Source organism: Kribbella sp. DT2 (assembly GCF_049844575.1).
Lineage (GTDB): Bacteria > Actinomycetota > Actinomycetes > Propionibacteriales > Kribbellaceae > Kribbella.
This window is the reverse complement of record NZ_JBNCLH010000006.1, coordinates 1-12850: the sequence shown is the minus strand read 5'-3', so window position 1 is coordinate 12850 and position 12850 is coordinate 1. Positions and strand designations below refer to the sequence as shown.

Here is a 12850-nt window from a genome sequence, read left to right as displayed (position 1 = left end):
GCCTAGTAACTAACCAGTCACAGGTTCCAGCACGGCCACGCACTCGATGTGATGGGTCATCCCGAACAGGTCGAAAGCCCGCAGCGAGCTGACGCCGTACCCGAGCCCTGCGAACGTCTTCAGGTCGCGCGCCAGCGCCGCCGGGTCGCACGCGACGTACGCCACCTTCCGCGGCGCCAGCCCGGCGATCCGCTGGACGACGTGCTTGCCGGCGCCGGTCCGCGGCGGATCCAGTACGACGAGGTCGACCTGCGACAGCCCCTGCCGTACGGCGCCGTTCAGCACCCGATCCACATCGCCCTGCTCCAGCGTGACCCCGCTCAGGTCGTGCAGGTTCCGCCGGGCGTTCTTGACCGCGTCCTTGTCCCCCTCGATCGCCAGCACCGCACACCCGGCCTCAGCCAGGAACGCCGCGAACAGCCCCACCCCGGAGTACAGGTCCAGAGCGGTCTCACCAGCAGCAGGCTCCAGCCCAGCCAGTACGGCGTCCACGAGCGTGGTAGCAGCCGCCGGATGCACCTGCCAGAACCCACCGGCCTCCACCCGGAACCGCCGATCCCGCACGACCTCGACAACCCGGCCGCCGCTCTCGGAGTCAGTGATCACGGCCTGCTTGCCCTCCGACGACACCACCGCCTGTACAGAGGTGGTCCCCGGCCAGCGCTGGTCCAGTACGTCGGGCGTCCCCGGATGCGCGATCAGGCACTGGTCGATCGGGATCAGGTCGTGCGACCGGTGCACCCGCATCCCCGGCCGGCCGCCGGGCCCCACGGCGTACCGCATCCTGGTCCGCCAGCCGAGCCCGTCGTCACCGGGCGACTCCATCGTGACGGTCCGCTCGATGCCGCCGATCCGCCGCAGCGTGTCGGAGACCACGGTCGCCTTGAGGCGTCGCTGCTCGACGATGTTGGCGTGCTGGAAGTCGCAACCGCCGCAGCGCCCCGGCCCGGCGTACGGGCAGGGCGGCTCGATCCGGTGCGGTGACGGCGTCAGCACCTGTACGACGTCCGCCCGCAGGTACTTGTTGGTCCGCTCGGTCACCCGGGCGTGCACCAGCTCCCCCGGGAGTCCGTGCCGGACGAAGACCACCTGGCCCTCGTACCGCGCGACACAGTGCCCGCCGTGCGCCACCGGGCCGATCTCCAGCTCCAGCACCGTTCCGACGATGTCGTTCTCGCCCGTCACCGATCTCCCGACGTCTTGCGAGCGCCCCGGCGTACTTGTCCGGCCACCCGCTCCACCCTGTCCTGCCGTTCCTGGGCCGCCTCGGACGAGATCAGCTGGTACGGAACCGACGTCACCATCACACCAGGTGTGAACAAGAGCCGCCCCTTGAGCCGCAGCGCGCTCTGGTTGTGCAGGATGTGCTCCCACCAGTGACCGACGACGTACTCGGGGATGTAGACCATCACCACGTCGCGCGGCGACTGCCGCCGGATGTCGCGGACGTACTGCAGGATCGGCCGGGTGATCTCCCGGTACGGCGACGCCAGCCGCTTCAGCGGGACCGGGATGTCGTGCCGTTCCCACTCGGCCTGCAGCGTCTCGGACTCCTCGCGGTCGACGTCGACGGTGACGGCCTCGAGCATGTACGGCCGGGCCGCCTTCGCGAAGGCCAGCGCCCGCAGCGTCGGCTTGTGCAGCTTGGAGACCAGCACGATCGCGTGCACGCGGGCCGGCAGCATCAGCTGGTCGCCCTCGTCGACCGCCATCTCGCGGCCGACCGTGTCGTAGTGGCGGCGGATGCCCTTCATCATCACGAACAGCACGGCCATCGCGATGATCGCGATGTAGGCGCCGTGGGTGAACTTGGTGATCAGCACGATCACCAGCACGATGCCGGTCAGGGTCAGGCCGACCGCGTTGATCGAGCGCGACCGCATCATCCGGCCCCGGACCGCGGCGTCGGTCTCGGTCTTCAGGTGCCGCGTCCAGTGCCGGATCATGCCGAACTGGCTGAGCGTGAACGAGACGAACACCCCGACGATGTACAGCTGGATCAGCTTGGTGACCTCGGCGTCGAAGGCGATGATCAGGCCGACCGCGCAGGCCGCGAGCAGGATGATGCCGTTGCTGTAGGCGAGCCGGTCGCCGCGGGTGTGCAGCTGCTTGGGCAGGAAGCCGTCCCGGGCCAGGATCGAGGCCAGCACCGGGAAGCCGTTGAACGCGGTGTTCGCGGCCAGCACCAGGATCAGCATGGTCGCGGCGAGCACCAGGTAGAAGCCGGGCGAGAAGTTCGAGAAGACCGAGTGGCTGATCTGCCCGATCACGGTCTTCTGGGTGTAGGAGTCACCGACCGGTACGCCGTCGCGGTACAGCTGGGTGGCCGGGTCCTCGGCGAAGCGCAGGTGGATCTTGCTGGCCAGGAACAGGATCGACATCAGCATCGTGATCGCGATCGTGCCGAGCAGCAGCAGCGTGGTCGCGGCGTTCTTGCTCTTCGGCTTGCGGAACGCCGGTACGCCGTTGCTGATCGCCTCGACCCCGGTCAGCGCCGCGCAGCCCGACGAGAACGCCCGGGCCAGCAGGAACGCGGCCGCGAGACCGCTGAACACCTCGTGCCCCGGTTCGGGATGGATGTCGTACGCCGCGCTGTCGGCCAGCGGCAGGCTGCCGGCACTCAGCCGGACCAGGCCCCACAGCGTCATGCCGATGATCGCGGCCATGAAGATGTACGTCGGGATCGCGAACAGTGCCCCCGACTCCCGGACGCCGCGCAGGTTCAGCGCGGTCAGGATCAGCACCAGCCCGACCCCGAGCGGGACCTCGTGGCCGGCCAGGAACGGCAGCGCGGACTTCGCGTTCTGCACCCCGGACGAGATCGACACCGCCACGGTCAGCACGTAGTCGACCATCAGCGCGCTGGCCACGGTCAGCCCGGCGTTCGGCCCGACGTTCACGGTCGCGACCTCGTAGTCGCCACCGCCGGAGGGGTAGGCGTGCACGTTCTGCCGGTACGACGCGACCACGATCAGCATCACGAACGCGACCAGCAGGCCGATCTTCCAGGAGAAGCTGTAGGCCGCCAGCCCGGCCAGCGACAGGGTCAGGAAGATCTCGTCGGGCGCGTAGGCCACTGACGACAGCGCGTCACTGGCGAACACGGGCAGTGCGATCTTCTTCGACAGCAGCGTCTCGCCGAGCTGCGTGCTGCGCAGCTTGCGGCCGATCAGGATGCGTTTGCCGATGTCGCCTAGGGCAGGGGTCACACGAGGATGTTAGAGGGAGCCCCGGTCCGGTGTAGCGTCTACACCGCCGAATGGATGCCAGCGGCCCCCCGCGGGGCAGGGAGTGATCACGGAGTGCACGTCGTCATCATGGGCTGCGGTCGCGTCGGGTCGACGCTCGCCCGGACCCTGGAGAAGCGCAGCCACACAGTGGCGATCATCGACCAGTCGGCCGACTCGTTCCGCCGGCTGAGCCCGAACTTCTCCGGCCGCACGATCACCGGGATGGGTTTCGACCGTGAGGTGCTGATCGAGGCCGGCATCGAGGACGCCGAGGCCTTCGCCGCGGTCTCCAACGGCGACAACTCCAACATCCTGGCCGCGCGCGTCGCCCGGGAGAACTTCGGGATCGAGAACGTCGTCGCCCGGATCTACGACCCGGGCCGTGCCGAGGTCTACCAGCGGCTCGGCATCCCCACGGTCGGCACGGTGAAGTGGACGGTGGACCAGATGGTCCGCCGGCTGCTGCCGAGCGGGTCCGAGCCCGAGTGGCGCGACCCGTCGGCGACCATCCGGCTGGCCGAGGTGCACGTGCACTCCGGCTGGGTCGGGCGGGCCGCGTTCGACATCGAGAAGGCCACCGGCGCCCGGGTCGCGTTCCTGACCCGGCTCGGCGAAGGCCTGCTGCCGAAGGCGGACACGGTCATCCAGGAGGGTGACCTGGTGCACGTGGTCATGCTGGAGACGAGCGCCGCGGCGATCGAGTCCCAGCTCGGCACCAAGCCTGAGGAGCTGTGATGCGGGTAGCCATCGCCGGCGCGGGGAACGTCGGCCGCTCGATCGCCGGCGAACTGCTGGAGAACGGGCACGAGGTCCTGCTGATCGACAAGGATCCGCGGGCGATCAAGGCCGAGTCGGTGCCGCGCGCCGAGTGGCTGCTGGCCGACGCCTGCGAGCTGTCCTCGCTGGAGGAGGCCGCGCTGCAGCGGTGCCAGGTCGCGATCGCGAGCACCGGTGACGACAAGGTGAACCTGGTCGTCTCGCTGCTGGCCAAGACCGAGTTCGGCGTCCCGAGGACCGTTGCCCGGGTCAACCACCCGCGCAACGAGTGGATGTTCAACGAGGCGTGGGGCGTGGACGTGTCGGTGTCGACACCGCGCATCATGTCGGCGCTGGTCGAGGAGGCCGTCTCGGTCGGTGACCTGGTCCGCCTGTTCACCTTCCGCCAGGGCGACGCGAACCTGGTCGAGCTGACGCTGCCCGAGGACTCCCCGATGATCGGCCTGCGGGTGGGCGACATCGACTGGCCGACCGACACCGCGCTGGTGACGATCATCCGCGAGGGCCGGGTGCTGCGGCCGGACCCGGAGGGCACCTTGGAGCTGAACGACGAGCTCCTCTTCGTCGCGGCGGACGAGACCGAGGAACAGCTCGAGGACATGCTCTCCCCGCACCACCGCAAGTAACGAAGAAACCGCCGCACACCTCTGAGGTGTGCGGCGGTTCTGTACGTCAGGACTACTTCTTCTTGCCGCCGCCCAGCAGGTGCGTGACGTGGTCACGCGCCTCGTCCCACTTGTCCGCGGGCATCGAGCCCCGCAGTACGGCGTACGCGAGCCACAGCGCCAGCGCGTAGAACGGCAGGCCGAGGCCGACCTTCGCGATGCCCAGCGCGTTCAGGCTGCCGGCCAGGTAGAGCGGCACCTGGACGATCAGGCGGATCGCGAACAGCGCGACGAACACCCACGTGGCCCGGCTGAAGCCGCGCAGCAGCGCCGGGTCGCGGCGCCACGCCGTACCGGTCTGGGTGATCAGGCCGTAGAGCACGCCGAACAGCGGCCAGCGGATCAGCACGGTGATCAGGTAGAGCAGGCCGTAGCCGACGTTGGTCAGCAGGCCGGGCAGGTAGACGTCCTCGGCGTTGCCGCTCCGGTTCGCCACCCAGGCGGAGATCAGCACGCCGACGAAGCCGCCGAGCACGTTGCGCAGGGGCTGCTTGCGGACCAGCCGCAGGACGGCGACGGCCGCGGCGCACGCGATCGCGACGATCAGCGCAAGCTTCAGGTCGTGGTCGCTGACGCCGTACACGATCAGGAACGCGATCCAGGGCAGCCCGATGTCGAGCAGTGCGCCCCAGCCGCCGAGCGCCTGGAAGAAGTCCTTGTCGGTGGTCTTCGGCCGCTCGTCGGCGGACTCGCCCGCGGGCTTGTCGTCGGTCAGCTCGGCCTCGGCCGCCTCGAGCTCCGGCCGGAGGACCTCGACGAGCTCCTCGTCGGTCGGGTGCTTCGGGGCCTGGTGCCCCAGGTTCGGGTCGATGTGGCCGTCCAGGTCCCGCTCGGAGTCCTGGCCGGCGCGCGGCTCAGCCATTCGCGGCCGTCGGACGCAGCTCGTAGCGCGGGTTGAACATCACCCGGTCGCCGTCGACCACACCGATCCGCCCGGAGGCGATCAGCTCCGAGCCGGGGTGGATGCCGGCGATCTTGCGCCGGCCGAGCCAGACCAGCTTCACCGTTCCGGTGCCGTCGTACAACTCGCCCTCCAGGGCCGGGACACCGCCGCGCGGGCTGAAGGTGATGGTGCGCAGCGTCCCGTACAGCGTCACCATCTCCCGGTCGTGACAACCGGTGATCGACCGCGCGCCACAGTCGTGGGCGAAGTCCTTGAGTACCTCGGCGTCCTGCTCGTCCTGGTCGCCGGCCAGGCCGCGGAAGGCACGGCGCCACAACCCTGCGGGTTTGTCGCTCCCCATGGGATCAGTGTAATCCGCGCGCGAGCGCGCCGAACCGGTATCCGGACATGAGGATCAGGCCTCTTCCTCGGCGGCCGGCTGAGCGCCCGCGGGCAGCTTCAGGGCCAGCGACTCGCGCGGCGCCATCGGCTCCGAACCGCGGACGACGACGACGTTGCGGAAAGCCTGCTCCATCGGCGGCGCGGCCTCCGGCTCGACCGCCGCGCGACCGAGCACGGTGCCGCGCAGCAGCCAGCGCGGGCCGTCGATGCCGATCACGCGCGAGGTCTGGCTGAAGATCTGGCCCTCCGGGTCCTGCACCGGTACGACGAGCACGAGCTCGGTCCCGAACGGGCCCTCGGTCTCCGACGCCGTACCGCCCATCTTGGTGGCCTCGCTCGCGATCTCGCGGCGGACCTCGTCCCAGATGCCGGCCGTCTTCGGGGCGGCGAACGCGCGCAGCTCCAGCGCCGAGTCCTCCAGCACCAGCAGGATCGCCTGCACGTCACCGCTCTGCTCGTCGACCTGCAGCCGCAGCTCCATGCCCGGCAGACCGGTGATCACCAGCGCCCCGAGGTCGATCCGGTCCTCGGCCTCCAGCGTCGCCGGGTCCACCTCGGTCACGTCGAACGGACCGCCACTGGTGTCCACGGCGGCCGGGGACTCCCCAGTGCCCGTGTCCTCGGCGCCACCGTCGCCGGTGGCCTCCTCGGTCGTCGTCTCCTCGACGGCGTCCACAGTGTCCGGGGCGTCCTCGTTCTTGGCCTTGCGGCGGAAGATCACTGCTCTTGCCTACTTCCTCGATCGTCAGTCTTCTGGGGGCGGCACGAACCCCGCCGTAGTCTCCCGTACCCGCAGGTCAGCGGGCGGCAACCTGATCAGCGTGTCACATCACCGAAACCGCCGGTCGAGCCGTGTCCTCCCGTACCGCGCGCGGAGCCCGGCAGGGTGGTCACCTCGACGAACCGGGCCTTCTCGACCCGCTGAACCACCAGCTGCGCGATCCGGTCACCACGCCGCAGCGTCACCTCGGCGCGCGGGTCGTGGTTGACCAGGCACACCTTGATCTCGCCGCGGTAGCCCGCGTCCACTGTTCCCGGCGCGTTGACGATCGACACCCCGTGCTTCGCCGCCAGCCCCGACCGCGGGTGCACGAACGCGGCGAACCCGTCCTGCAACGCGATCGCGATCCCGGTCCCGACCAACTGCCGCTCCCCCGGCTTCAGCGTCACGTCGTGCGCCGCCACCAGGTCGGCCCCCGCGTCCCCCGGGTGCGCGTACGCCGGCACCGGCAACTCCGCGTCGAGCCGCTGAATCAGTACTTCGGTCATGGGGTTCACCTTTGTGTTTGGCGTCTGGCAGTGGCGGGTCACTTCTCCGAGTGCCGGACCGACGATCGAGAACCCTACCGACGTCACTCCTGGACCCACGTGCCAGGCTGGTCCTGTGACGAACTATCGGGAGCGGTTGAGCGTGCCGGTGCGTTGGTGGGTTATCGCCGCCCTGCTCGTTCTGACCATTTGGCTGATCGTCGCGGTGCCTGCCGGGCAGCCGGCCGGGCTGGCCGCGGGTGGGGTGTGCGCTGTCCTGCTGGCCGCGCTCTTCATCCGGTACGGCGGCGCGCAGGTCGCGGTGGACGCCGAGCGGCTCCGCGCGGGCAAGGCGTCGATCGAGCGCGAGCACCTCGGCAAGGTCGAGCCGCTGACCGGTGAAGCGGTCCGGAACGCGTTCGGCCGCGACTGCGACCCGGCGGCGTACCTGGTGCTGCGCGGCTACCTGAAGGGCGCGGTCCGGGTGGAGATCACCGACCCGCACGACCCCGCGCCGTACTGGCTGATCGCCACGCGGAAGCCGGAGCAGCTCGCAGCCGCGCTGACGCAGAGCAGCGTGGCAAGGTCCTGACGTCACGGGATCTAGCGAGGAGGCGGCCTGAGAACGTACCAAGGGACCGGCCCCCGGGAAGGGGAACGGTCCCGATTGGTACGGATCAGCCGAGCAGGGCGGCCGCGTTGCCGTGTGTCAGGCAGCGCAGTCGCGGCAGATCAGCTGGCCGTTCTTGCTGTTCGCGAGCTGGCTGCGGTGGTGGACCAGGAAGCAGCTCGAACAGGTGAACTCGTCGGCCTGGCGCGGGAGGACCCGTACCGCCAGCTCCTCGTGGCTCAGGTCGGCACCGGGCAGCTCGAAGCTCTCGGCCGCCTCGGCCTCGTCCTCGTCGACCTTGCCGGAGTTCTTGTCGTGACGGCGAGTCTTCAGCTCTTCGATCGACTCCTCGCTGGAGTCCTCGTCCGTCTTGCGCGGGGCGTCGTAGTCAGTCGCCATGGTGTTTCCCTGCCCTCTTCGTACCCGTGGTGTTGCCTGCTGAGCCCTGGAACGGATAACGCGCCCGAGAAATTCCACCCGGAATCCTCTGGTCCCCCGAAACCCTTGACAGACAGGCTGGGACCGGACTCGCTTCCGCTCCCGAGGCAGGGATTGTGCCCTATCGACAGGCCTTCGCGCGCGCCGGGGTCCACCTTGTGACCCGCGTGTCGAAGAAATTGTCAGGACCGAACAGAAGAATGCTCGTTACCGCTCAGTATGAGCACTTTGTGAGCACAAATGTGCAAAATTATGCGCGCAGCGGGTCCGCGGCGGCCAGTGCGTCGTGTAACGCATCGAACACCCCAGGCGTGGCCGCGATCGACATCTCCGGCGAAACTTGTGCACCGTTCAGGCCGCCGACCGTCGCCCCCGCCTCGGACGCGACCAGCGCGCCGGCGCCGTAGTCCCACGGGTTCAGCCCGCGCTCGTAGACCGCGTCCAGCCGCCCGCAGCCGACGTAGCACAGGTCGATCGCGCCGACCCCGATCCGCCGGATGTCGCGAACCTTGGCGATCAGCTGCTGGACCACCTCGGCCTGCACCAGCCGCCGGTCCGGGTCGTAGCCGAAGCCCGTGCCGACCAGGGCGCGGTCGAGCGACGTACAGTCCGAGACCCGGATCGGCTTGCCGTCCAGGAACGCGCCGCCGCCGAGCGTCGCGGTGAACACCTCGCCCTTCGGCGCGTCCACGACCACCCCGGCGACCGTCACGCCGTCCTGCTCGACCGCGATCGAGACGGCGTACGTCGGGATGTCGTACAGGTAGTTGACCGTGCCGTCGATCGGGTCGACCACCCAGCGCACGCCGCTGGTCCCGTCGATGTCGTCACCCTCCTCGCCGAGGAACGAGTCGTCCGGCCGGGCCTGCAGCACGCGGGCCCGGATCAGCTCCTCGGACTCGCGGTCGACGGCGGTGACGATGTCGGTCGCGGTGCTCTTGGTGTCGGCGACGGTGACCGTGCCGCGGCGCCGCTCGACGATCAGCTCGGCCGCTTCGGTGGCGACCGTGACGGCCAGCTTCAGCAGTTCCTGCGGGGTGCTCATGCGGTTTCCTTCGATCCTGCTGTCGTTGGTACGGCGGTGTGGGTGGAGGGGGTCGGGCGGCGCAAGGCCGGGCAGCAGTCGGGGCGGCAGTTGTCCCAGCCGGGACCCAGCTTGCCCACGCAGGGCCGCTCGGGCTGGCCGCCGCGCTCGGCCTCGGCCCGCTCGACCACCAGGTCGCGCAGCATCGTCACGAACCCCGGGTCGGTCCCCGGCGTCGCTGCCCGGGCCATCGGCAGGCCCAGCTTGTCGGCGGTCGCCGCGGCCTCGGTGTCGAGGTCGTAGATGACCTCCATGTGGTCGCTGACGAACCCGATCGGCACGACGGCCACCCCGGGCGCGCCGGCCGCAGCCAGCTCCTCCAGGTGGTCGTTGACGTCCGGCTCGAGCCACGGAACCTGCGGCGGGCCGGACCGCGAGCAGTAGACCAGGTCGGTCCGCCGGGAGACGCCGGTACGCCGTTCCAGCTCGGCGGTGATCTCGGCGGCGACGTCGAGGTGCCAGCTGACGTACCCGTTGCCGTCCGGTCCGCTGGTCGCGTTCATCGCGGTCGGGATGGAGTGCGTCACGTAGGCGATCGCGGCACCCTCGGGCAGCTCGCTCAGCGCGGCCGCGGTCGACTCGACGAACGAGGCGACGAAGGCCGGGTGGTTCGCGTAGTGCCGCAGCTTGTCGATCACCGGCGCGTTCTCGACCGCGGCGGTCGCGTCGGCCAGGTTCTCCCGGTACTGCCGGCACCCCGAGTACGACGGGTAGGCGCTCGTCACGATCACCACCGCCCGGCCGATCCCGTCGGCGGCCATCTCGCGCAGCGTGTCGGTCAGGTAGGGCGCCCAGTTGCGGTTGCCCCAGTAGATCGGCAGGTCCAGGCCGAGGTCGCCGAACGACTCCCGCAGCGCGGCCAGCAGCGCGCGGTTCTGGTCGTTGATCGGGCTCTTGCCGCCGAAGCCGTAGTAGTGCTCGCCGACCTCCTTGAGCCGCTCGTCGGGGATGCCACGGCCGCGGGTGACGTTCTGCAGGAACGGCAGCACGTCCTCGGGTTTCTCGGGACCGCCGAAGGACAGCAGCAGCACAGCGTCGTACGGGGTGGAGTCAGGCGACACGGGGTGGGGCATGTAACGAGTTTGTCAGGCCCTGCGGATACGGTGTGCACGGTCCCCCATGCTGATGCCCTACGTCCACCTCATGCGCCGTCCCGGCGCCGCCGCGTTCTGCGCCGCCGGGATCCTCGGGCGTATGCCGATCTCGATGATCGGGCTGGGCATCGTGATCCTGATCGCCCAGGAGAGCGGCTCGTACGGACTGGCCGGAGCGGTCTCCGGCGTGGCTGTCGTCGCGGGTGCGATCACCGGTCCGATCCAGGGCCGGCTCGTTGACCGGTTCGGGCAGCGCAGCCTCCTGTTGACCGGCAGCGTGCTCTGCACGATCGGCCTGGTCGGGCTCCTGCTGGCGGTCCGGGCCGACGCCCCGACCGCCGTGCTCTACCTGCTGTCGTTCCTGGCCGGTGCAAGCCGTCCGCAGGTCGGCTCGTTCGTCCGGGCCCGCTGGACCCACCTGCTCGGCCGGGGCCGGGCGCTGCAGACCGCGTTCGCGCTGGAGGCTGTCGGCGACGAGGTGGTCTTCATCATCGGGCCGGTGCTCGTCACCGCGCTGGCAACCCAGGTCAGCCCGTACGTCGCCCTGGCGACCGCCGGCGTGCTCGGGTTGGCGGGTGGCATCTGGCTGGCGCTGCTGCGGCGCTCCGACCCACCTGGTCGCGGCAAGGCCAACGGGGCCGAGCAGGCTCCGCTGCCCTGGCTGTCGCTGCTGCTCCTCAGCCTGATCGGCGTGGGGCTCGGGGCGACGCTCGGGAGCGCTGAGGTCGTCACTGTCGCCTTCACCGCCGAGCAGGGACAGCCGGGCATGTCCGGCGTCGTACTGGCGGTGTGGGCGTTCGGGTCGCTGCTGGCCGGACTCTGGTACGGATCGGTCCACTGGCGAGCTCCGGTGGAGCGCCGCCTGCTGATCGGGACGATCCTGCTGGCCATCTCGCTGGCACCACTCCCCTGGGTCGGCAACACCGTCGCACTGGGTGGAGTGCTCTTCTGCGCCGGGCTCACGATCGCGCCGACGATGGTGGCGGTCACCGCGTGCGTCGAGGAGTGGGTGCCGCCGCAGCGGCTGACCGAGGCGATCACCTGGACGGTCACGGGGATCCTGCTCGGAGTTGCCCCCGGCAACGCGGCCGCCGGTCACGCGGTCGACGTGTGGGGCGCCTCGTCGGCGTACTGGGTGCCGGTGTTCATCGGGGTGCTCTGCGCGGGTGTCGCCGGTGTCTCGACCACGTTCGCCCGGCCGAAGACCGTGTTCGCGCACAACTAGCGCGATAGCGGGGCGTTCGCGTAGATCTCCGAGCGCAGCACCACAGACCCGTCCATGCTGCGCACGCCAACCGTCCACCACCCACCAGAAATGAGAGGCTCGCTGGGCGCTCGGCAGCTAAGGTCTGCGGCATGCCCGGTCCCCCCGTCGTCGACTACCGCGCCACCTCCGCCCGCCCCGGCTGGGACACCCTGCCCGCGGCCCTCCAGCACGCCTTGGCTGTTGCCCTGGGCACCGAGATCGCCGAGGCCGGCGCCGTCGTCGGCTCCGGTTTCACCGGCGGCTTCGCGGCACCGGTCCGGCTCGCCGACGGCCGAGAGCTCTTCGTCAAAGCGGCCCCGGACACCTTGCACGCGTACGGCGCCTACCAGCGCGAAGCCGAGATCGTCCCCCAACTGCCGGACGTCATCCGAGTCCCGCGGATCGTCGCAACAGCAACCACGGAGACTGAAGACACCAAATGGTTTGCTGTCGCCTCCGAGCTGATCGACGGGCGGATGCCCAGCTCGCCCTGGACCACCGAAGACTTCGCTGCGGCGAGTACTTCCTGTGAGGTCATCGCCGAAGCCCTCACGCCCGCACCTTTGACCGGCCTCGACGCTTTCGTCGACGACATCGCCAACGGCTGGCCGATCGACCTCCCCGAGCGGATCCGCTCCGGCGACCGACCGCTCCCGACGGGCTTCCAGCCCTGGCTCCCCGGCGTACTGCAAGAGCTCTCCGACCTCATCGCGCTCTACCCCGAGGCCCTCGCCGGCGACACCGCCCTGCACAACGACCTCCGCCCGGACAACCTCCTCATCGACCGGTCCGGCACCTGCTGGACCGTCGACTGGAACTGGCTCGCCCTCGGCCCGCGGTGGCTGGACTGGGCCAGCCTGCTCCCGATCGCCCAGTACGACGGCATCGACACCCAGGCGGCGATCCGCAGCAGCCCGCTCACCGCCGACGTCCCCGCCGACCACCTCGACTGCGGCGCGGCCCTGATCGCGGCGTACATGCTCGACGACCTCGACACCCCACCGCCGCCCGGCTGCACGCCCGAGCTGCGCCGCCACCAGCGCCTCTACGCCTGGACGTTCCTCGACTGGCTGGCGCTCCGAAGAGGCTGGCCCGCCTAGGGCGTGTCTGCTAAATCCGGGCGGCGCTGTCGTTGATGATTGGTTGGTGCTTCGTTCTGGTGTGATTTCTGAT

General features: G+C 70.0%; 14 protein-coding genes. 5 read left to right on the top strand and 9 right to left on the bottom strand.

Features of this window, described 5'->3' with window-relative positions:
* Window positions 1–9: 9 nt before the first annotated feature.
* Together ACLQ2O_RS24635 and ACLQ2O_RS24630 are read right to left on the bottom strand one after the other, a co-directional pair.
* Window positions 10–1185, bottom strand: a complete 1176-nt coding sequence (locus tag ACLQ2O_RS24635) for a class I SAM-dependent RNA methyltransferase (RefSeq protein WP_425835308.1) — start codon at window positions 1183–1185, stop codon at window positions 10–12.
* The gene (locus ACLQ2O_RS24630; RefSeq protein ID WP_425835306.1) at window positions 1182–3209 is read right to left on the bottom strand and encodes an APC family permease; all 2028 of its coding nucleotides are present in this window, start codon (window positions 3207–3209) and stop codon (window positions 1182–1184) included. Before ACLQ2O_RS24630 ends, ACLQ2O_RS24635 begins: the two co-directional genes overlap by 4 nt.
* 93 nt (window positions 3210–3302) lie before the next feature.
* On the opposite strand from ACLQ2O_RS24630, the gene ACLQ2O_RS24625 reads away from it, so the two are divergent.
* Entirely contained in the window at window positions 3303–3965 is a 663-nt protein-coding gene (locus ACLQ2O_RS24625; protein ID WP_425835304.1) for a potassium channel family protein, read from the top strand.
* Window positions 3965–4633, top strand: a complete 669-nt coding sequence (locus tag ACLQ2O_RS24620; RefSeq protein ID WP_077016494.1) for a potassium channel family protein — start codon at window positions 3965–3967, stop codon at window positions 4631–4633. Before ACLQ2O_RS24625 ends, ACLQ2O_RS24620 begins: the two co-directional genes overlap by 1 nt.
* Before the next feature lie 52 nt (window positions 4634–4685).
* Here the strand turns inward: ACLQ2O_RS24620 and ACLQ2O_RS24615 are convergent, their stop codons facing one another.
* The 4 genes from ACLQ2O_RS24615 to dut all read right to left on the bottom strand — a co-directional run bounded on the left by ACLQ2O_RS24615 (window position 4686) and on the right by dut (window position 7226).
* Window positions 4686–5534, bottom strand: coding sequence for a DUF3159 domain-containing protein (locus ACLQ2O_RS24615; protein WP_425835302.1), 849 nt, complete (start codon window positions 5532–5534; stop codon window positions 4686–4688).
* Window positions 5527–5916, bottom strand: coding sequence for an OB-fold nucleic acid binding domain-containing protein (locus ACLQ2O_RS24610; protein ID WP_425835300.1), 390 nt, complete (start codon window positions 5914–5916; stop codon window positions 5527–5529). The genes ACLQ2O_RS24615 and ACLQ2O_RS24610 overlap by 8 nt, the downstream gene beginning before the upstream one ends.
* Window positions 5917–5970: 54 nt before the next feature.
* On the bottom strand, window positions 5971–6678 hold the full coding sequence (locus ACLQ2O_RS24605) for a DUF3710 domain-containing protein (RefSeq protein ID WP_425835298.1): 708 nt from the start codon (window positions 6676–6678) through the stop codon (window positions 5971–5973).
* Between the two features lie 95 nt (window positions 6679–6773).
* Window positions 6774–7226 carry a dUTP diphosphatase gene (gene dut, locus ACLQ2O_RS24600; RefSeq protein ID WP_425835296.1) on the bottom strand — a complete coding sequence of 151 codons (453 nt, stop codon included), beginning with the start codon at window positions 7224–7226 and terminating at the stop codon, window positions 6774–6776.
* A 115-nt stretch (window positions 7227–7341) separates the two neighbouring features.
* Between dut and ACLQ2O_RS24595 the strand changes: the two genes are divergently transcribed.
* Entirely contained in the window at window positions 7342–7797 is a 456-nt protein-coding gene (locus ACLQ2O_RS24595) for a DUF3093 domain-containing protein (RefSeq protein ID WP_425835294.1), read from the top strand.
* 117 nt (window positions 7798–7914) lie between these two features.
* On the opposite strand, the gene ACLQ2O_RS24590 is transcribed toward ACLQ2O_RS24595, so the two are convergent.
* The 3 genes from ACLQ2O_RS24590 to ACLQ2O_RS24580 all read right to left on the bottom strand — a co-directional run bounded on the left by ACLQ2O_RS24590 (window position 7915) and on the right by ACLQ2O_RS24580 (window position 10410).
* Window positions 7915–8214, bottom strand: a complete 300-nt coding sequence (locus ACLQ2O_RS24590; RefSeq protein ID WP_012921380.1) for a DUF4193 domain-containing protein — start codon at window positions 8212–8214, stop codon at window positions 7915–7917.
* A 289-nt stretch (window positions 8215–8503) separates the two neighbouring features.
* Window positions 8504–9298, bottom strand: coding sequence for an inositol monophosphatase family protein (locus tag ACLQ2O_RS24585; RefSeq protein ID WP_425835291.1), 795 nt, complete (start codon window positions 9296–9298; stop codon window positions 8504–8506).
* Window positions 9295–10410 (bottom strand): ferrochelatase, encoded by a 1116-nt coding sequence (locus ACLQ2O_RS24580; protein WP_425835289.1) that lies wholly within the window; start codon window positions 10408–10410, stop codon window positions 9295–9297. The genes ACLQ2O_RS24585 and ACLQ2O_RS24580 overlap by 4 nt, the downstream gene beginning before the upstream one ends.
* A gap of 46 nt (window positions 10411–10456) precedes the next feature.
* Here ACLQ2O_RS24580 and ACLQ2O_RS24575 point away from each other — a divergent pair, with 46 nt between their 5' ends.
* Window positions 10457–11656, top strand: a complete 1200-nt coding sequence (locus ACLQ2O_RS24575) for an MFS transporter (RefSeq protein ID WP_425835287.1) — start codon at window positions 10457–10459, stop codon at window positions 11654–11656.
* A gap of 131 nt (window positions 11657–11787) precedes the next feature.
* Complete coding sequence (locus ACLQ2O_RS24570; protein ID WP_425835285.1) at window positions 11788–12777, top strand: phosphotransferase family protein; 990 nt, start codon at window positions 11788–11790, stop codon at window positions 12775–12777.
* The last annotated feature ends 73 nt before the right edge of the window (window positions 12778–12850 follow it).